The sequence below is a fragment of the Priestia sp. FSL H7-0729 genome, assembly GCF_038005685.1.
In the GTDB taxonomy this organism is placed as follows: domain Bacteria; phylum Bacillota; class Bacilli; order Paenibacillales; family Paenibacillaceae; genus Paenibacillus.
In genome coordinates, this window is record NZ_JBBOTQ010000001.1 from 1 (window position 1) to 20,469 (window position 20,469).

Consider the following 20,469-nt stretch of genomic DNA (forward strand, 5'->3'; position numbering starts at 1 on the left):
ATGGGGTCGGCGGTACGGGATCTGCGTGCACGCGCGGCTTCGCTTGCGGGCGGCACGTTCACTCTGGCGCTGTTCGGAGCATTCAGCGCCGGCAAATCCTCCTTCGCCAACGCGTTGCTGGGCGAAGCTGTATTACCCGTCTCGCCGCATCCAACAACAGCGGCGATTAACCGGATCATGGCTCCTGCCGGGGGAGCGGAGCATGGAACAGCCAGGGTCCGTATGAAGACCCGGGACGCCTTCCAGGAAGACCTCGCCTATTCCTTCCGTTTGCTTGGACTGGGTGAGCCTGGAACCGAGTGGCAGAAGCGAGTACGTTCCCTCTCACCACAGGATGTGCACCCCGCGGGACGTCCGCATTACAGCTTTTTGCAGGCGGCAGCAGCCGGCTGGGAAGAAACAGCGGACCAGCTAGGTCAGGATGTGCTGGTGGATCTGGACGGTTATCGTAACTTTGTCGCAAACGAGAAGAAGTCCTGCTTTGTAGATAGTATCGATCTCTACTACAGTTGCGACGTAACGGAACAGGGTATTGTACTGGTCGACACACCAGGAGCTGACTCTGTCAATGCTCGTCATACGGGTGTAACCTTCAATTATATGAAGAATGCGGATGCCCTCATTTTTGTAACGTATTACAACCACGCTTTCTCCCAAGGGGATCGCCAATTCCTGAATCAGTTGGGACGTGTCAAAGATAGTTCTGCCATGGATCAGATGTTCTTTGTCGTGAATGCCAGCGACCTGTCTTCCTCTGAAAAAGAATTGGAGCAGGTTCTCGATCATGTGAGCACCCAATTGCGCAGTAATGGAATTCGGGCACCACGACTCTTCCCGGTATCCAGCATACTGGCGATGGAAGGCAAGATGGCAGGTGATTCGAAGCTGCTTGAGCAATCCGGCTTTATCCGTTTTGAGGAAGAGTTCAACCAATTTGCAGGCAGAGAATTAGCTGATCTTGCCGTAGGTGGTGCTTCCGAAGAGATGGCACGTGTCATTCAGCGGCTGAAGAAACGCGCGGAGGATGCAGCTCAGGGAGAAGAAGCATTGCAGCAGCGGAGGGATGAACTGGAGACCATCCAGGGACAGTCACGCCAGCGTATACAGCAACTTGCAGCACGCTCCATGAAGGAAGAGTTGTCACAGGAAACAGCAGAACTGCTCTTCCATGTGCGGCAGCGACTTGCCTACCGCCTTGGCCTATTCATGGCAGAAGCATTCCATCCATCCGTACTTCGGGAGGATCAGGGCAACCTGAAGACTGCTTTTGCAGCGTGTGGACGTGAGCTGTTACGTATGATTGCGATTGAGCTGGAGCAGGAATTGCTCGCGACCACCCTCAGACTTGAACAGGCAGGTCAGACTTGGCTGACGAAGCAAGTTACGGATTGTATAGATGAGGTGAGACAGTTATCAGGGGGCGTGGATGTGTCACTGCCACTGACCGAACGCTGGAGTACACCTGTGCTTGAAGAAGTTCGTCTGGAAGAACCGTCTGGATGGAAAAGCTATTTGAATTATTTCCGCAATCCGAAACAGTTCTTCGAAGGAGATGGGCGTCAGCGGTTACAGGAGGCACTTGATCCGGTCCTCAAACAGATGATCATTGAAGTTCTTCCTGCTGCGCAAGACAAACTGATTCAGTTTTATGACAACCAGCTATGTCAGTCATTGCAACACCAATCCCGTCAATTGGAAGAACGTCTGGACGAGGCGGTGAGCGGAATTCAAGATACACTGGAAAGCGGAATTCCGGCGGAGCAATGGACCAGCTTGTCCAACCAACTGGAACAGATTGAACACCGTTAAAATCACGGTATAACGCGTATTCTCTGGAAGTCTTTGTAAAAAGAAATGATGGATACAGCAACACATTGAAAATGTTGTGAAACTAACCTCAAAAAGGCCCCTGCCGAAAAGGCATATAGGGAGCCTTTTTTTGGTACGAACAACCTGAAATAAAGAGAATATTCAAACATTTGATTGAAAGGTGGGTATTTACCTTCGTTAATGCGTCAATAAGCTGAAAGCAGGCAGAATATGGTCTGTTATTCGCTTTGCCGCGAATGGGGTACGGTGATAAACTTCATAAATGTTCATAGTATTTTTGAACGACATAAGAGGAGGAGAAACATGGATGTTCTTAGGCAACTGCAAACCTTTTTTTGGGAAAAGCGAACGTATTTATTTGTATCAATCTTGTTCCTCGCCTTAGCGACCGCACTTGGGTTGGTGTATCCGTACATGCTGAGGATACTGATTGATGATATTATTGTTCCGCGCACTTTTGAAGACGTTCCCATAATTGCCTTGACTGTGTTAGGTGTAGTGATTTTGAAAGCGGGAATGCAGTTTTTACATGGATTTTTTGGAGGACGCTTGGGTAACTTCCTGGCGTACAGACTTCGTAACGCATGTTATGAAAAGCTTCAATTCTTATCCTTCCGTTATTATGATACGGCCAAGACAGGTGATCTGATGTCCCGCCTCACGGGAGATTTGGAAGCCATCCGTAACTTTATCGGATTTGGTTTCGCCCAGATTCTCAACATGGTTTTGATGGTCGTATTCGGCGCAATCATGATGATGACCATGAGTTGGCAGCTTACACTGTTCACGCTCATATGCATCCCATTACTTGCCTTCGTTGCGCTGAGATTCGAATCCAAAATTCACCCTGCGTTTCAGGAGATGCGGCTGGCGCTCAGTTCACTGACGACAGCGGTACAGGAGAATATTACTGGCGTGCGTACGGTAAAATCCTTTGCACGTGAGCCTTATGAAGTGGAGAAATTCTCCACACGCAATGAGCGTTACAAGACGAATCAGATTCATGCCGCAACCTTGTGGAGTCGTTATTTTCCGATCATGGAGATACTTGCTTCGGTGAGCATCGTGCTGTTGCTGGTGATCGGTGGAAGAATGGTTATACAGAATACGCTGACACTTGGTGAACTCGTTGCCTTTTTCAGTTTGATCTGGTACATAATCGGTCCAATGTGGAATCTGGGGTTCCATATCAACAACTATACGCAATCCAAGGCTTCAGGTGAACGGGTGCTCGAACTGCTCAATACGCCAGTGGATGTGGAAGAAACGCAAGATCCGGTCATTGTGGAAGCAGACCAAGTGAATGGTCATGTGACATTTGATTCCGTTACCTTTGCCTACGGCAACAAAATGCCAGCGGTAACCGATATTAATTTTGATGCTGCACCCGGTTCTGTAATCGGTTTCCTCGGTGGCACAGGGTCAGGTAAATCGACCATCATTCAGCTCCTGATGCGTGCATATAACGTCAACTCGGGTACGATCAAGCTGGATGGAAAAAATATCAAAGATATAGGCATTCGCAGTTTGCGGAGTCAGATCGCTTCTGTTTTCCAGGAAACCTTCCTGTTCTCATCCAGCATTCGCAATAATATTTCCTACGGACTTAAGAATGTCACCATGGATGAGATTATCCGTGCAGCCAAGCTGGCCAAAGCTCATGACTTCATTATGGAGTTCCCGGACGGATATGACACGGTGGTTGGTGAGCGCGGCATGGGATTATCGGGTGGACAGAAACAGCGGATTGCGATCGCAAGGGCTTTGCTGAAAAATCCGAAAATCCTGGTACTCGATGATGCAACCAGCGCCGTGGATATGGAGACGGAACATGAGATTCAATCCGGTTTCCAGGAAGTCATGCGCGGTAGGACTACATTTATTATTGCACACCGGATATCTTCACTAAGACATGCAGATGAGATTCTGGTGCTGGATGAAGGTCGCGTGGTACAACGTGGGAAACATACCGAACTTATTGAAGTACCTGGACCATACCAGGATGTTTATAAAATTCAATACGCAGATTATATTGCCCGCGGTAAGCGGGAGGCTGGGGAGCAGGTGAATTCATGAGTGCCGAAACGATAGCAGACAGGCGCGAGGCCAAAGGGGCCTCCGAGAAGAAACTGAATGAACGATTCGTGTATCAGGACGATGAAATTATTGAAAAACCGTTTAACTGGAAAGAATTCGGACGTCTATTTGCTTACATGAAACCTTATGCGAAACAATTGTTGCCACTCGTTATTCTAATGATGATTCTCGGTACCATTACGAAATTATCCGTACCTTTTCTGATCAGTCTGGCGATTGACCGGGCCATCGCACCGGCAACAGGGCTGCCAAGTATGACGATGCTTTATCTGATCGCAGGCTCCATATTCGTGTTGTATCTCATTCAATGGGCAGCCAATACGTACCGGATCAAATTGACGAACATTATTGGACAGCGCGTTATCTACGATCTTCGCTCGGATCTGTTCAAGCATATCCAGAAGCTGTCCTTTAACTTTTTTGACAAAAGACCGGCAGGTTCCGTACTGGTGCGTGTGACGAATGATATTAACTCCCTGCAGGATCTGTTCACTAACGGTGCAGTTAACGTCATGATCGACTGCGTGCAGTTGCTCGGGATCATTGTAATCTTGCTGTTGATTAACTGGAAACTGGGTCTTGCCGTAATCATTACGGTGCCAATCATGTTTATCATCTCGACCAAACTGCGGGTGCTGATCCGTCGTGCCTGGCAGGATGTGCGCATGAAGAACTCCCGGATTAACTCTCACTTGAATGAATCCATTCAGGGGATTCGCGTGACTCAGGCTTATACACAGGAAAAAGAGAACATGAAGTATTTTGACAATATGAATTTGTCCAGCAAAAAGTCATGGGATAGGGCATCAGCAATGAACCAGGGCTTCGGACCATTGATTGAGATCACCGGCGGATTCGGTACATTGATCCTCTTCTGGTTTGGTGCTTATCTGATTCAACAGGATCAGTTAACTGTGGGATTACTTGTCGCGTTTGCCAACTATGTCGGCAACTTCTGGGATCCAATCAACCGTCTGGGACAGATGTACAATCAGCTATTGGTTGCGATGGCATCATCGGAGCGTATCTTCGAATTCATGGATGAAAAACCAAGTATTGCGGATAAACCAGGTGCCAAGCCACTTCCTTCTATTAAAGGGGATATCGCATTCGAAAATGTGGTGTTCGAATACGAGAAGGGCAGACAGGCGCTGAAAGGAATCAGCTTCTCGGCGGCTGCGGGACAATCAATTGCACTCGTTGGTCATACCGGTTCAGGTAAAAGTACGATCATCAACCTGATCAGTCGTTTCTATGATATATCCGGTGGACGTCTCACCATTGACGGACAGGATGTGCGGGATGTAACGGTAGAGAGTTTACGCAGCCAGATCAGTATTGTATTACAGGATACCTTCATCTTCTCGGGTACGATTCGTGACAATATTCGATTTGGACGACTGGATGCAACCAATGAAGAAGTGGAAGAGGCCGCCAAAGCAGTCAATGCGCATGAGTTCATCATGAAGCTGCCTGGCGGATATGATACCGAAGTCGAAGAAAGAGGGAACGTATTATCCATGGGACAACGGCAATTGTTATCCTTTGCCCGTGCGCTCCTTGCCGATCCTCGCATATTGATTCTGGATGAAGCTACTGCCAGCATTGATACCGAGACAGAGCTTAAAATCCAGGAAGCACTGAAGGTATTGTTGCAGGGAAGAACGTCCTTTATGGTCGCTCACCGACTCTCCACCATCCGGAATGCAGATAACATTATTGTCCTGGATCATGGTGAAATTAAAGAAGAGGGCAACCATGAGCAGCTTATCCAAAAACAAGGCGTCTATAATGGGCTCATTGAAGCTCAATACAGATTTTTGTAATGAACTCCTTGGACGCCAGTGAAGCGTCTGAACACCTATGAACTTATAACACTCTGGCGTTCTATAGCCTGATCCTTCAATAATAAGTGCATCTTATTCATTGAAGACAGGTATAGAGGATAGCCGGAGTGTTTTTTTTTATGGTTAGTGTGGTATGTTATATTTTCGAAGAATGAAATTAATATCATCGTTCATGGCTGGAGGGAGATCAATGCAGATGGACAACAACGAAATAAATTCAAAGCATTTTGATCACCTGGATCATATGAATTTCAGGCTTATCCAGGTGAATTATACGAGTGATCCTGCGACGGAGTGGCTTCTAAGGAAACACTTCATTGAAACATACATGTTATTATTTGTAGCCAGTGGACAAGGGTGGTTAAAGATAGATGGCAGTTTCGTCGAATTAAAGACGGGCGGGCTGTACATAGGTTTCCCAGGGCAATTGGTTGAGGCAAATGTGCATTCGTTGGACGAACGAGGTGTGTATCACATGAGTTTTGATGTCATGTACGCACTGGAGCAGGAGGGTGGAACAGCCCTTGAGATGATGAAGCAACTTTTACGTAATGAAGTGAATGGCGAGGTCAGCTCATCTTCACCCGTTGCTGTTGGCGTGATCTGTCAGATGATTTACCATCACACATTGAAGAAGGATGGTTTGCAAAGGTACTATGGTCAGATTCGTTTTCAGGAATTGTTGTATACCATGTTTTACGACGTAGCCCGTGCAGAAAAGACGGATCTGGCTTCACCAATTGAACATGTCAAAGAATACATGGAGCAAAATTATTCCAAGAGATTAACCATTGAGGAATTAGCAAATGTGGCACGAATGAGCCCTCGACATTTCATGCGTTTATTCAAGAAAAGGTATGGTTACAGTCCAGTGGACTATTTAACACTATATCGAATTAAACAAGCCCAGATCTTAATGAGAAATGATCACAGTTATCGACTCAAGGATGTGGCATCTTACGTGGGTTACCAGGATGAGACGTATTTCCGGCGTAAATTTAAGCAGTTCTCCGGCATTCCACCAGCAGCGTTTATACGTAATAGCAAACAAAAAATTGCTGCAGTTCATTCCCTGAGCATTGGTATACTGATTGCATTGCAGATCATTCCCTGTGCAGCACCAGCCAGTCATCCATGGACATACTACTATAGACGTAAATACGAAACAGACAAAGTTATGCCTCTCGCCGAGAGTGAGACCACTTGGCTGGAACAGCTTCAATTAGTTAAGCCTGATTATATAATAACGATTGGGACGGAGTCTGAGGCTCTGCAAAGTCAGCTTCATTCCATTGCTCCTGTGTGTGACCTTACGTGGGAAAAAGGGGATTGGAGAGCACATTTGAGAGTTGTTGCAAGCTTTTTGAACAGGTCGGATATTGCAGAGGTATGGCTACAAAGATATGAAGAGAAAGCAACGGTCATAAAGAATCAGCTTGCGGATTTCATACGAAAAGACAAGCTAGTTGTACTCAAATTTTATGGCGAAGAGTTGCAATTGTTAGGCCCAAGGAGCATTGCTTCCGTTTTTTACGTTGATATGCAAATGGAAGGTCCCGAAGGAATTGAAATTTATTGGGAACGGGGAACAGTGAGCATTAAGGAGTTGTCTGTTCTTAACGTTGAAAGAATATTACTGATTGCGGGTGATGATGAGGCATCCAGGCATACATGGTCTGTTGTGCGTAAGTCTGAAGAATGGCTTGAGCTGTTAGCGGTACAGAATGGCAGAATAGATGTCCTTTTGTCGAGCGTCCTGCTGGACTACACGGCGTTTACCCATGAGCTTATGTTGGATGAAATTTTAAAGCTATGGCAAGATCGTCCATAGCAAAAAGTCTGAATAGTCAATATCATACCTGAACATATTTTAATATACTTACTCCTATATCATAATGATAATGATAATTATTATTAATTAGATGTTGTCATAACTACATGCCATATAGGGGGTACATAAAGAATGAGATTCAGATGGTTAACGGTACTATGCACCATGATGTTGGTGCTTATTATTTCGGCTTGTGGTGCAGCGGGGCAAGATGAGGCTACGAGCGAAGGTCAAAAGACTGGTTCTGCCAATACGTCCACATCAGAAACAAACCAAGTAAAAAAAGTGACTACTAAGATGGGAGAAATTGAAATTCCGGTTGAACCACAAAGAGTAGTGGGCCTATCCCTTGTATATCCGGAGTTTTTGTATGCACTTGGCATCGTACCTGTTGCTGTGCAGAACTATCATGAGGATCAACCTTCTTATTTGGAAGTGCCATTCGCGAATACCATGAAAATGGGCATCGCACGAACGCCGAATTTTGAAGCGATTATGGAGACAACGCCTGATTTAATTATAGCTCCTGACTGGTGGTCCGAAAAGGATTATGATCAGCTTGCTCTGATTGCACCCACTGTACTTCTTCCACAACGTGATGATTGGCGGGACGAATTGCGTGATATTGCCAAAATTCTGGACAAAGAAAAACAGGCAGAAAAGGTTATTGAAGATTTGGTGGCAAAGGAAAAAGTTGCAGCTGACAAATTAAACGAGATGATTGGAGAAGAAACAGTTCTCTATATTCGAGTCATGGAAAAAGAAATTGTTCTCCACGGGGAGAACCTTGACCGTGGAAACTTCGTGCACAAACGACTGGGTATGAATCCGCTCCCGAATTTCCCGAAAGATCAAGTTGCCATGTCGGTATCCATGGAAGTGTTGCCTGAATACGATGCAGATCACTTGATCGTTCAACTGGATGACGATAAGAATCCTGAAATTAAAAAGAAATTTGAAGAGATGTTGGCAACTTCACTATGGAAAAATCTGAAAGCAGTCAAAAATAATCATGTGTACATGGTTGGTGGTAAGGAATGGCTCAATCTGGGGATGTCTCCACTGGCCGACGAGTATGTTATTGATGACATTGTAGCTGTCTTTGAAGAGAAAAATAAATAAGGCAAACGATTCATGTTACACGTATCTCTGATTTCACAACTAAATAACAGGATGTGTCCAAAATGAATAAGGAAGATATCTATGACTTGACTATCATCGGAGGCGGTCCAGCCGGATTATATGCGGCTTTTTATGCCGGGATGCGTGATATGAGAGTTAAGATCGTTGAAGGCAAAGACCAACTTGGTGGTTTTCTGCATACTTATTCCGAAAAAACCATTTGGGATGTGGGTGGCCTGCCACCAATGAAGTGTTCAAAGTTGATTGAGTATCTGGTTCAGCAGGCGAATACCTTTAATCCAACGGTTGAATTGAATTGCAAAGTAGATCGGTTCGCCAGGCTGGATAACGAAATGTTGGCTCTGTATACTGCTGAAGGCGAGATACACTATACGCGTACAATCATTGTTGCAGTAGGCCGCGGTATCGCAGAAATTCAGAAATTGGTGCTTCAGGAGCCAGTTGAATGTAATTATGAGAACCTTCATTACACCGTACAAAATCCAGAACATTTTTCCGGGAAGCGCGTACTCATTTCAGGTGGAGGTAACAGTGCTGTAGACTGGGCAATTGAACTTGCTAAAATAGCTCGCAGCGTAGTCGTAATCCATCGGAATAAGGAGTTCCGCGCAATGGAACGAAATGTAAGCGAGATGCACAATATAACGGATGTGAGAACACCATATAGCATCACGCAGCTTCATGGTGATGGTCTAAACATCCGCAAGGTTGTGATTACACATAAGGAAAGTCAGAACAATGTGGTGTTGGAAGTGGATGATGTCGTCATTAGTCATGGATATAAAAGTAATTTAAGTGATCTGGCCAGCTGTGGGCTGAAGATGGACGATGGAATGGTTCTAATGAGCCACCAAGCAGAGACGAGCCTCCCAGGTGTTTTTGCAGCAGGGGACTGTTCGACCCACGAGAGCAAAGTGAGACTCATTGCAGGTGCCTTCAATGACGCAATAGTGGCAGTCAATAGTGCGAAGCAATATCTGAAGCCAGATGCACCCAAAATGGCTTATGTTTCCTCGCATAATGAAATCTTCAGAGAAAAAAATCGGCAAATCCCAAGTTCATAGACTTGGGATTTGTTTGCTTGTCCAGATTTGTCGGAGTATTAAAATATACTCATTTAACATTTCCTTAATTCTGGGAGGAATGGAAAGAGTATCGAATCTGTGAGCGGTAATTGTAAAATTTGATCGAAAAAACACAAAAAATCTTGTAAAATTCACAAGAAAAATAGGGGACACTCTTGCAATCTTTAACCAAAACCCCGAAAATAGAGAGACAGATATAGAAGATTTCTCTTTGGGAGGATTGGAAAGAACATGTGGGGTGCTCCTTATACGGCTCAAGCCAAAAAAATGCTGCTATTAGGCAGTGGAGAATTGGGAAAAGAGGTCGTTATTGAGGCTGGGCGACTGGGAGTAGAGACGATCGCTGTTGATCGTTATGAGAACGCACCTGCAATGCAGGTCGCACACCGGTCATACTGCATCGACATGCTGGATGCCGAAGCTTTGAAACAGTTGATCCGTAAAGAAAAACCTCATTACATCGTACCTGAGATTGAAGCTATTGCAACAGAAGCACTACTGGAGCTAGAGGAAGAAGGATTTTGTGTAGTACCTACTGCCCGAGCTGCACGTCTAACGATGGATCGCGAAGGCATCCGTCGTCTTGCAGCCGAACAATTGAAACTTCCGACAGCTGATTACCTTTTTGCGGACAACCTGGAACAACTTCAGGAAGCCGTACGTAAGCTTGGCACACCTTGTGTCATTAAACCATTGATGAGTTCTTCCGGCAAAGGGCAGAGTGTATGCCGAACACCGGGCGACGTAGAGGATTGCTGGAATATTGCTCTTTCGGGGGCTCGTGGCAAATCCGTTCGTGTTATCGTGGAGAGCTTTGTGCAATTTGACAGTGAGATTACATTACTCACCGTTAGGTCTGTATCAGGCACCGTATTTTGTCCTCCGATTGGTCACATTCAGAAGGACGGGGATTATGTCGAATCCTGGCAACCTCATGCAATGACTCCGGAGCAATGGCAGCAGGCTTGTCATATTGCCAAATCCGTTACGGATGAACTCGGCGGCTATGGACTGTTTGGAGTGGAATTGTTTCTGACTCCGGATGGTGTTGTGTTCAGCGAGGTATCTCCTCGTCCACATGACACAGGTATGGTTACAATGGTGACGCAAGACAGTTCCGAGTTTGCGCTGCATGTACGTGCAATTCTTGGTTTTCCGGTCACGGATGTACATCTGTTGACACCGGGAGCTTCAGCAACGCTGAAGGCTAATGAGGAAACATCTGACTTTACTATAAGCGGGATTGAAGAGGCGTTGGCTCTTCCTCGTACTCAGATTCGTGTATTTGGCAAACCTGAGACCAAAGTAGGACGCCGAATGGCTGTAGCGCTAAGTGCTGGTCAAGATGTGGAAGAAGCTCGTAAAACAGCGGTACAAGCCGCTAATATGCTGAAAGTGGAGGTAAATCATGTCCAATAATGTTGAGGCCCCTGTACTGATGATCCGAGAGTGTGAACTGCGAGATGCTGAAGCGGTAACGGGACTGATGCGAGAGGTCAGCTATCCGACAACAGCCAATGTTATGAAAGAACGCATTGAATGTTTGGAAACCAACCCAAATGCATGCATGCTTGTTGCCGAAGTGGATGAACAAATTATTGGTGTGATTGGCTTGCAATGTGTGCAAAGTCATGCCTATCCAGAACCTGCCGCACAAATTACTTCCCTTATTGTAGGTCAAGAACATCGTGGCGGTGGTATTGGCCGTCGTCTGATGGCTCGTGCCGAAGATTGGGGCAGACAGCAAGGTGGTAAACAACTGTTTGTCACGGGTGCGAACCGTGAAGTAACTTCAACAACGTACTCTTTTTATGAGCACATTGGTTTTCAGAAGAGAGGCTATCGGTTCAGTAAAGTTCTTCTGTAGTATAAAATAAGTTTCTTCTATTGCATGGAAATTCTCATGATATCCTGATCTGCACGTTCTGATGTAGTGACTGATAAATAGATGGTGAAGCGGCATTCGACTAGCATTTTAGTCTGAATGTCTTTTTTTTTATGGCTAGAAAATGACAAAAAAGTTACTTTTCCATATTTTATAGGTTCACAATCTCCTGTTGAATTGATATACTGCTAGAGTATTAATTACAAAGTTGTAATAATTAATCTTAAGGAGATGAATGAATTTGAAAAAGAAATGGATGAAAACTGTCGTAACGAGTAGTCTGACAGCCGTACTGGCCGTAGGTGTAATGCTTCCTGCTTCCGCGTCAGCTGCAGATTCAACATATAAGACTGTCACTACTTACAAAATTACAAGTACAGACAGCTTGAAAGCATATCTGGAGAAATGGCTCAAACAAAATGGATACACGGTATCCGAAGGACAAATCGTAGAGAAGCCTGCTACACAGCCTGACCAAACAACGAAACCTGCTGAGCCGACTACAAAGCCAACAACTAAGCCTGAGCAACCGACTAAACCAGCACAACCAACTCAAGAAGAAAAACCGGCGACTACACCGGCTAAAGATCCATCAAATACGGGTAACACAGGTAACAACACAAGTAATAGTGGTAGCGAAAGCACACAATCTGACTTTGCCACGCAAGTAGTAAAGCTTGTGAACGCTGAACGTGCCAAAGCAGGTCTGAGCGCGCTGGCTTCAGATGCTCTCCTTGACAAAGTAGCTGTTGCCAAAGTAAAAGATATGAGCAACAATAACTATTTTGATCACCAGTCACCTACGTATGGTTCTCCGTTTGATATGATGAAACAATTCGGAGTAACTTACAGCTATGCAGGTGAGAACATTGCCAAAGGACAAAAAACACCTCAGGAAGTTGTAACAGCCTGGATGAATAGTGCAGGACACCGAGCGAATATTCTGAGCAAAAACTTTACGCATATCGGTGTAGGTTTCTACAACGGATACTGGGCTCAAGAGTTTATCGGTAAATAAGCAATTATAATGAAGTAATTAAAAATTTGTTTATCAAAAGGTTATATCAGCACAGTTGGAACTGTGTATGGTATAACCTTTTTTCCGTAAAATGACATATGGAAAACGAATTCTGCGAATATAGCGCCAAGATTTGCAAATTAACGACAGAACATTTATGTTATTTAGGAATAGCATCATTAAGGCGTGTCTGAAAACTCCGAAGAAAGCGGATTTTCAGACACGCCTTAATGTAAAGTCATTATAAATTATTAAGCACCCGGACTGGTGTAACATGAGCGGAGATGTGATGATGAAAAAGAAAAGAAGCCTTGATTCTGCACCATGGATCTGGAGAACTGTCAGTACAGTATCCATCTTGGCAACCTTGTTGTTGTTATTTGGATTTGGATACGCTATAAAAGACGTGATTTTCCCCGAGGGAGATTCAGCGTTAACTACCGGCCAGAAGGCAACTGCTCCATCCAAGGATAAGGAAGGAGAACCCGCTGTCGTGGAAGATGGGAAGATTCGGATGGCTGTCATCGGCGATTCCCTGGCAAGAGGTACGGGGGATGATGAGGGACTCGGTTTTGTGAGACGTGCAGGGAACCTGCTTAAAGATAAAGGATATGACGTTCAGGTTCTTAATAATCTGGGTGTAAACGGTTTGAGAACGGATGCTTTATTGAAAAAACTCGATGAGCAAGGCGTACGTTACGTACTACAGCAGTCCAATTTTATTTTGCTCTCGATCGGCGCAAATGATCTTTTCCAGGGAGGGCAAGTTCTACAGGGGGAAGATCCGCCTACAGCAGAGCAGCTGGCAGCGGCTTTACCGGAAACGTCGAAACGCCTTCAAGAGATATTGAAGAAAGTCAAAGAAATCAATCCCGATGCACAGATTGCGTACATAGGATTGTACAATCCATTTGGCGATGTGAAGGAATTGGAGAAGCCAGGTAATGCAGTTGTTGCTGCATGGAACGATGCTGCACTGGATATTTTGAACAATGAGGACAAGATGACACTGGTCCCTACATTCGATTTATTTGAAAATCATCTGGGTGAGTATCTCTCTTCAGATCATTTCCATCCCAACGGACAAGGTTATGAGCAGATTGCAGTTCGGATTGCGCAGGAATTCAAGACAGATACACCGGCAGAAGGGAGCGGAAATTAAATGGCAGAGAAGCAGTATGATTCCGTCCTCTCAGTACAGCATCTGAAGAAGCGGATCGGACGCAAGTGGATCATTAAAGACGTTACATTTGACGTAAAACCTGGTGAAATCTTTGGATTTCTCGGTCCTAATGGTGCAGGAAAAACAACAACGATACGGATGCTGGTGGATCTGATCAAACCGACAGAAGGGAAAATTAAAGTCTGTGGTTATGATGTGAATCGAGACCCTGAGCGTGCTTTGAAGTATGTAGGCTCCATTGTTGAAAATCCCGAGGTATATACCTATCTGACCGGATGGGAGAACCTGGAACATTTTGCCCGCATGCAACCGGGAGTGGATAATGATCGTATCCAGGAAGTTGTGGATATTGTACGATTGGATCAGCGTATTCACGATAAAGTCAGAACATACTCACTTGGTATGCGTCAGCGGCTCGGTATTGCCCAAGCGTTACTTGGGCGGCCTCGTCTGCTCATTCTGGATGAACCGACGAATGGCCTTGATCCAAAAGGAATTAAGGAACTTCGTGTCTTTATTAAACAACTTGCAAGTGAAGGGATGGCTGTATTTGTCAGCAGTCACTTGTTAAGTGAGATCCAGCTTCTCTGTGACAGAGTAGCGATTATCAGTGCGGGACGTGTGCTTGCCGTTGGAGGCGTAAGCGAACTGATTGAAGATCATTCCAAGTTGGCGATATGGCATGTTTCCCCACTGGAGCAAGGCAAAAAGATGTTACTGGATGCAGGGATTGCTCTGGTAAGTCGACCTGCGGATGTAATGGATGATACCATTGTTGCGGGTCTTGGTCCCAACGCTGTGGTTGCCGAGATGCACGAAGATCGAATTCCTGATATGGTGCAGCAGATGGTTCAAGCTGGTATTCAGGTTGAAGGGGTACAGCGGATTCAGCCTACACTCGAACAACTATTCTTAAAAATGACAGAAGGTGAATCCATTGAGTAATATCATGCCGCTGATCCGGAATGAAACGATTAAGATGGTGAAGAAAAAACGGCTTTATATTATATTTATTGTACTTGCGATCCTCGTACCGATGTTTACGTATGCCCAGATGAAATCTGCGGAGAATAATCGTGACAAGTTTGGCGGCGACTGGCGGCTTGAACTGCAACAGGCCATCACAGACAATCAAAACTCGCTCGGTAGCGATCGGGTACCTGAAGAGTACAAGAAATATAGAACCGTGTATATCCAGCAGATGCAGTATTATCTCGAAAATGACATCAATCCCAAAGAACCGGGTGGTGTTACCTTCACACGGGAGTTCATGAACAATGCAGTTGGATTGTTTATTCCACTGTTGATCATGGCCATTGCTTCAGATCTTGTTTCAGGTGAACGTACCACAGGTACGATTAAAATGCTTTTAACACGTCCGGTTAGACGTTGGAAAGTGCTTCTGAGCAAATTAATTACGCTGATTATGTTTGTTTCAATCATCGTGGTATCAGCCTACATTATATGTTATGTCATATCGGGTGCGGTCTTTGGGTACAAAGGATTCAACATGCCAATCTTCACAGGATTCAAGGTTGTGGGAACAGATGTCGATATGTCGGCAGTACATGCTGTAGACCAGTGGTTGTATATGCTTATGCAGGCAGGACTGATCTGGTTTGTGAGTGTAATCGTGGCTATGCTTGCATTTATGGTATCCGTACTTGTGCGAAGTACAGCTGCAAGTATTGTGATTATGATGGCTGCTCTGATTGCAGGAACAATCTTGACCAGTATGGCAGCATCTTGGCAGACGGCGAAATATCTGTTCATGGTTAACCTCGAACTTCCTGATTATTTGTCAGGTGGATTGCCGCCAATCGAGGGTATGAATTTAGGTTTTTCCCTTATTGTGCTTAGTGTTTGGGGCGTTGCTTCACTCATTGTGTCATTCCTTGTCTTTACGAAACGGGATATCTTGAATTAAAATGGACAAGGATAAGAAAACATCTGTTTGCATTTTAGGCATTTTTTTAGTTGCAAGTTAAGAAGGGGGAGCATGAATGGTCGAGCAAATCGATATGTCGGCAGGTTCGACAGGCGGAGGACAGGGGTCTTCAGGCTACGACGCGGACGACATTCAAGTACTTGAAGGGCTGGTAGCGGTACGGAAACGGCCGGGGATGTACATCGGCAGCACCAGCACTTCGGGTTTACATCATTTGGTATGGGAAATTGTCGACAACGCTGTCGACGAACATCTCGCCAAATTCTGCTCCAAAATCGATATCACGCTGCATAAGGACGGTTCTATTACGGTTCAGGATAACGGAAGGGGAATTCCGACAGGTATACATAAAACAGGGATTCCTACTCCCCAGGTCGTGTTTACGATTTTGCACGCAGGCGGAAAGTTCGGTGGATCAGGATACAAAAAATCAGGCGGTTTGCACGGTGTAGGTGCGTCTGTTACAAACGCATTATCCGAGTGGCTTGAAGTCGAGATTTTCCGTGATGGCAAGATTCATCGTCAGCGATTCGAGTATTGGAAGGACAAAAAAGGGATTGAACATGTCGGTGAACCGGTGTCCGGTCTCGAAGTGTTGGGCAATACCAATCGGACAGGTACGAAAGTGACATTCAAACCGGATATTCGGGTGTTTCAGAATGGCATTCAATTTAATTATGATACATTGGCAGAACGCCTTCAGGAGATCGCTTTTCTGAATTCAGGTCTGAAAATTGTGCTCAAGGACGAACGTTCGGGCAATCAGGATGAATACATGTATGAAGGCGGAGCAAGCCAGTTTGTAGCTTTTCTTAACGAAAATAAAGATGTATTGCATGATGTTATTCACTTCTATGCGGAGAAGGATGACATCGAAGTCGAAGTGGCAATCCAGTATAACGCGGGTTATACAGAGACACTGGCTTCGTTCGTGAACTCGATCCCTACTCGGGGTGGCGGTACTCATGAGACCGGATTCAGGGCTGCGTATACCCGTGTAATGAATGATTACGCACGGCGAACCAGCATGATTAAGGAAAAAGATAAAAACCTCGAAGGTAATGATCTGCGTGAAGGTATGATGGCCGTCATCAGTGTCAAAATGTCGGAGGTTGAGTTCGTAGGTCAGACGAAAGATCAGCTTGGAAGTGCAACTGCACGGAGTGCTGTGGATTCGGTCGTGTCCGAAAATATTCAGCGGTTCCTGGAAGAAAACCCGCAGGTAGCGCAAACGTTAATTCGCAAAGCCGTTCAAGCCTCCAGAGCCAGAGAAGCGGCGCGCAAAGCACGTGATGATATGCGTACAGGCAAGAAACGCAGCGAAAGTTCCAACCTAAACGGCAAGCTGACGCCCGCACAATCCAAGGATTTTACCCGAAATGAGTTATTTATCGTCGAAGGGGATTCCGCAGGGGGTTCTGCCAAACAGGGACGTGACTCGAAGATTCAGGCTATTCTGCCCCTCAAGGGAAAACCGCTCAATCCGGAAAAATCGAAGCTGGCGGACATTCTCAAAAATGAAGAATATCGTGCCATTACAGCGGCGATCGGCGCGGGTATCGGAACCGAATTTGCAGTTGAAGACAGCAATTATTCCAAAATTATCATTATGACCGATGCAGATACGGACGGCGCACATATTCAGGTGCTGTTGTTAACCTTCTTTTATCGTTATATGAAGCCTTTGATTGATGCAGGCAAAGTATATATTGCTCAGCCGCCATTGTACAAACTTACTCGTAAGTCTGGTAAGCTCGCGAGCGTTCGATATGCATGGACGGATGAAGAACTGGCGAATTATATGAAGGAATTCGGTAATAATGTTGAGCTTCAACGTTATAAAGGTCTTGGTGAGATGAATCCGGATCAACTGTGGGAGACAACAATGAATCCGGAGACTCGTGCGATGCTGAAGGTACAGATTGTTGATGCAGCAAAAGCAGAACGTCGTGTATCTACGCTCATGGGTGACAAGGTTGATCCGCGGAAACGCTGGATTGTAGAGAACGTCGACTTTACAGAGTACGAAGAATAGAAGGTGCTTGGAATGAGTCCATCAGAACAATTTATGCCGGCCTTTCTCGAAGAGGTCGTAGGGGACCGTTTCGGTCGCTACTCCAAATATATTATTCAAGATCGAGCCATTCCCGACGTACGGGATGGATTGAAGCCAGTACAACGGCGTATTCTGTACGCCATGTACGATTCAGGTAATACGCCTGACAAGACTTACCGCAAGTCTGCCAAAACCGTTGGGGACGTAATGGGTAATTATCATCCACATGGTGACTCATCCATCTATGAGGGCATGGTGCGGATGGCTCAGCCATGGAAAATGGGCCATATGCTCGTGGACGGTCATGGTAACTGGGGATCACAGGATGATGACCCGGCAGCGGCGATGCGGTATACGGAGGCCCGTTTGTCGCCCATCGCGATGGAGATGCTTCGCGATATCGAGAAACGGACCGTTCTGTTTAAGGATAATTTTGATAATACAGCCAAAGAACCGGTTGTATTGCCATCCCGTTATCCGAACTTGCTGGTTAATGGTGTCAGCGGTATCTCCTCAGGGTTTGCAACGGAGATTCCTCCACACAATTTGCGTGAAGTCATTGATGCTTCCATCGCTGTAATGGAGAAACCGTCGATTGAGCTGGACGAGATCATGATGTTCATGAAGGGTCCTGACTTTCCAACCGGCGGATTGATTATGGGCGGTGACGGCATTCTGGATGCTTATCGCACAGGTAAGGGACGGATCTATATCCGGTCCAAAACCGAGATTGAAAATATGCGCGGTGGCAAACAGCAAATCGTCATTACCGAGATCCCTTATCAAGTCGTGAAGTCGCGTCTGGTTACAGCGATGGAGAACATTAGACTTGAGAAAAAGGTCGAAGGTATTGCCGAAGTGCGTGATGAGAGCGGACGTGAAGGGCTACGGATCGTGGTTGAGCTGAAAAAAGAAGCTGACGCACAAGGTATTTTGGCTTACTTGCTGAAGAAAACCGACCTTCAAGTTACTTACAACTTCAATATGGTTGCAATTGTGAATAAAGCACCACAGCAAATGGGATTGAAATCAATTCTGGAGGCTTACATTGCCCATCAGCGGGAAGTTGTAACATTCCGTACCCGGTTTGAGCTGGAGAAAGCGGAAGACCGTGCACATGTGCTGGAGGGCTTGGTTAAAGCTCTTAACATCCTTGACGAGGTCATTGCAGCAATTAAAGCGTCGAAGAACCGACAAGATGCCCAAAATAACCTGATGTGGATGTTTGGATTCACGGAACGTCAAGCGGATTCCATCCTTACGTTGCAATTGTACCGTTTGACGAATCTGGAGATTAATTCTCTGGAGAAGGAACTCGGTGAACTGATGAAAAAGATTGCGCAATTACGATCCATTCTGGATAGTGACCGCAAGCTCATCGGGGTCATCCGCAAGGAATTGATGGAGATTCGTGAGAAATACGGTATAGACCGTCGTTCTGCGATCCAAGGCGAAGTGGAAGAACTCAAGGTTAATCTCGAAGTGCTTGTGAATGCGGAAGATGTATTTGTTACATTATCCAAAGAAGGATACGTGAAACGTACAGGCATGCAGTCCTTTACACGTTCTGGTGGTGAACGGAGCGGAAGTGGTGTAAAAGACGGCGATTATATCGCTCAGGTTCTGGAAGTAAATACGCTGGAGAATCTGCTTGTCTTTACAAGGAAAGGTCAGTATTTCCTGTTACCTGTTCATCAGGTACCTGAATTCAAGTGGAAGGATCCAGGCACAGCTATTGTGAATGTCATTCCACTTGCGAAAGACGACCGTATTGCAAGTGTGCTTGCTGTGAAATCCTTTGAAGAGCCGAATCACAGTCTGGTCTTCGTCACCCGAAGAGGACAGGTGAAACGAACGGAACTGAAGGATTACGTTACCAAACGTTCCGGTGCAGTTGCGGCTTGTAAAGTGGGCAAGGACGATGAAGTGTTATCAGTACATCTGAGTACGGGTGACCAAGATGTTATGTTGATTACAAAAGAAGCCATGGCGATTCGTTTCCGTGAGGATGAGGTCAATCCTATGGGACGTGTATCCGGTGGTGTTCGTGGTATTCAGTTGAGAGATACAGATGAAGTTGTATCCGCCCTATGGGTTGCAGGAGATGAAGGTGAAGTTGCCGTGTTGTCCGATCTGGGATATGGTAAACGTTCATTACTTCTGGATTATGCTGTACAGAGTCGTGGAGGCAAGGGGCTTGCCACATTCGAGTTCAAAGAAGGCAAACGTGTGAAACCGAATGGCAGCCGTATTGTTGGCGCATTTTATTGCAGAGAGCAACGTAACATCACCGTCATGACCAAGGAAGGCCACGTGCATCCGATCTCTTCGGAAGGTATTCCGATTACGGAGCGCAAACATATTGGCAAACTGCTCGTTCCTGTGGACAAACAGGATGAGATCGTTGAACTTCTGAGGGATTTCAATGAGAATCAACCAGCATCATCATAAAAAAAACAAGCAAATAAGACTTTTCGCAGCGCAGCTAATCCTGTCATGCGAAGAGTCTTTTTTTGTTGTTCGAAGGCGGATTAGAAGAGCACATC

14 protein-coding genes are annotated in these 20,469 nt (G+C 45.6%); all 14 read left to right on the forward strand.

The features are described 5' to 3' along the window. The coding region (locus MHH93_RS00005; protein WP_500052011.1) for a dynamin family protein at positions 1-1,809 on the forward strand (1,809 nt) is incomplete at its 5' end. A gap of 324 nt (positions 1,810-2,133) precedes the next feature. Beyond that, positions 2,134-3,906 (forward strand): ABC transporter ATP-binding protein, encoded by a 1,773-nt coding sequence (locus tag MHH93_RS00010; protein ID WP_500052012.1) that lies wholly within the window; start codon positions 2,134-2,136, stop codon positions 3,904-3,906. After that, positions 3,903-5,753, forward strand: coding sequence for an ABC transporter ATP-binding protein (locus tag MHH93_RS00015; RefSeq protein WP_500052014.1), 1,851 nt, complete (start codon positions 3,903-3,905; stop codon positions 5,751-5,753). The genes MHH93_RS00010 and MHH93_RS00015 overlap by 4 nt, the downstream gene beginning before the upstream one ends. Positions 5,754-5,964: 211 nt before the next feature. Continuing rightward, positions 5,965-7,605: a helix-turn-helix domain-containing protein gene (locus MHH93_RS00020; RefSeq protein WP_500052015.1), complete on the forward strand. Its 1,641-nt coding sequence runs from the start codon at positions 5,965-5,967 to the stop codon at positions 7,603-7,605. Positions 7,606-7,737: 132 nt separating this feature from the next. Next, positions 7,738-8,727, forward strand: coding sequence for an ABC transporter substrate-binding protein (locus MHH93_RS00025; protein WP_500052016.1), 990 nt, complete (start codon positions 7,738-7,740; stop codon positions 8,725-8,727). A gap of 62 nt (positions 8,728-8,789) precedes the next feature. Further along, complete coding sequence (locus MHH93_RS00030; RefSeq protein WP_500052017.1) at positions 8,790-9,812, forward strand: NAD(P)/FAD-dependent oxidoreductase; 1,023 nt, start codon at positions 8,790-8,792, stop codon at positions 9,810-9,812. Positions 9,813-10,064: 252 nt separating this feature from the next. Then, the gene (gene purT, locus MHH93_RS00035) at positions 10,065-11,252 is read left to right on the forward strand and encodes a formate-dependent phosphoribosylglycinamide formyltransferase (protein WP_500052019.1); all 1,188 of its coding nucleotides are present in this window, start codon (positions 10,065-10,067) and stop codon (positions 11,250-11,252) included. Continuing rightward, on the forward strand, positions 11,242-11,700 hold the full coding sequence (locus tag MHH93_RS00040) for a GNAT family N-acetyltransferase (protein ID WP_253438357.1): 459 nt from the start codon (positions 11,242-11,244) through the stop codon (positions 11,698-11,700). Before purT ends, MHH93_RS00040 begins: the two co-directional genes overlap by 11 nt. A 259-nt stretch (positions 11,701-11,959) precedes the next feature. Continuing rightward, entirely contained in the window at positions 11,960-12,736 is a 777-nt protein-coding gene (locus tag MHH93_RS00045) for a CAP domain-containing protein (protein WP_500052020.1), read from the forward strand. Positions 12,737-13,028: 292 nt separating this feature from the next. Continuing rightward, a complete protein-coding gene (locus MHH93_RS00050; RefSeq protein WP_500053286.1) occupies positions 13,029-13,898 on the forward strand; it encodes a GDSL-type esterase/lipase family protein in 870 nt (289 codons plus the stop codon). Next, a complete protein-coding gene (locus tag MHH93_RS00055; RefSeq protein ID WP_500052021.1) occupies positions 13,899-14,864 on the forward strand; it encodes an ABC transporter ATP-binding protein in 966 nt (321 codons plus the stop codon). It abuts the gene before it with no gap. After that, a complete protein-coding gene (locus MHH93_RS00060) occupies positions 14,857-15,846 on the forward strand; it encodes an ABC transporter permease (RefSeq protein ID WP_253438348.1) in 990 nt (329 codons plus the stop codon). The genes MHH93_RS00055 and MHH93_RS00060 overlap by 8 nt, the downstream gene beginning before the upstream one ends. A 76-nt stretch (positions 15,847-15,922) precedes the next feature. Then, positions 15,923-17,902 (forward strand): DNA topoisomerase IV subunit B, encoded by a 1,980-nt coding sequence (gene parE / locus MHH93_RS00065; RefSeq protein WP_253438346.1) that lies wholly within the window; start codon positions 15,923-15,925, stop codon positions 17,900-17,902. 12 nt (positions 17,903-17,914) lie between these two features. Then, positions 17,915-20,374 (forward strand): DNA gyrase subunit A, encoded by a 2,460-nt coding sequence (gene gyrA / locus MHH93_RS00070; RefSeq protein WP_500052022.1) that lies wholly within the window; start codon positions 17,915-17,917, stop codon positions 20,372-20,374. Positions 20,375-20,469: the final 95 nt, after the last annotated feature.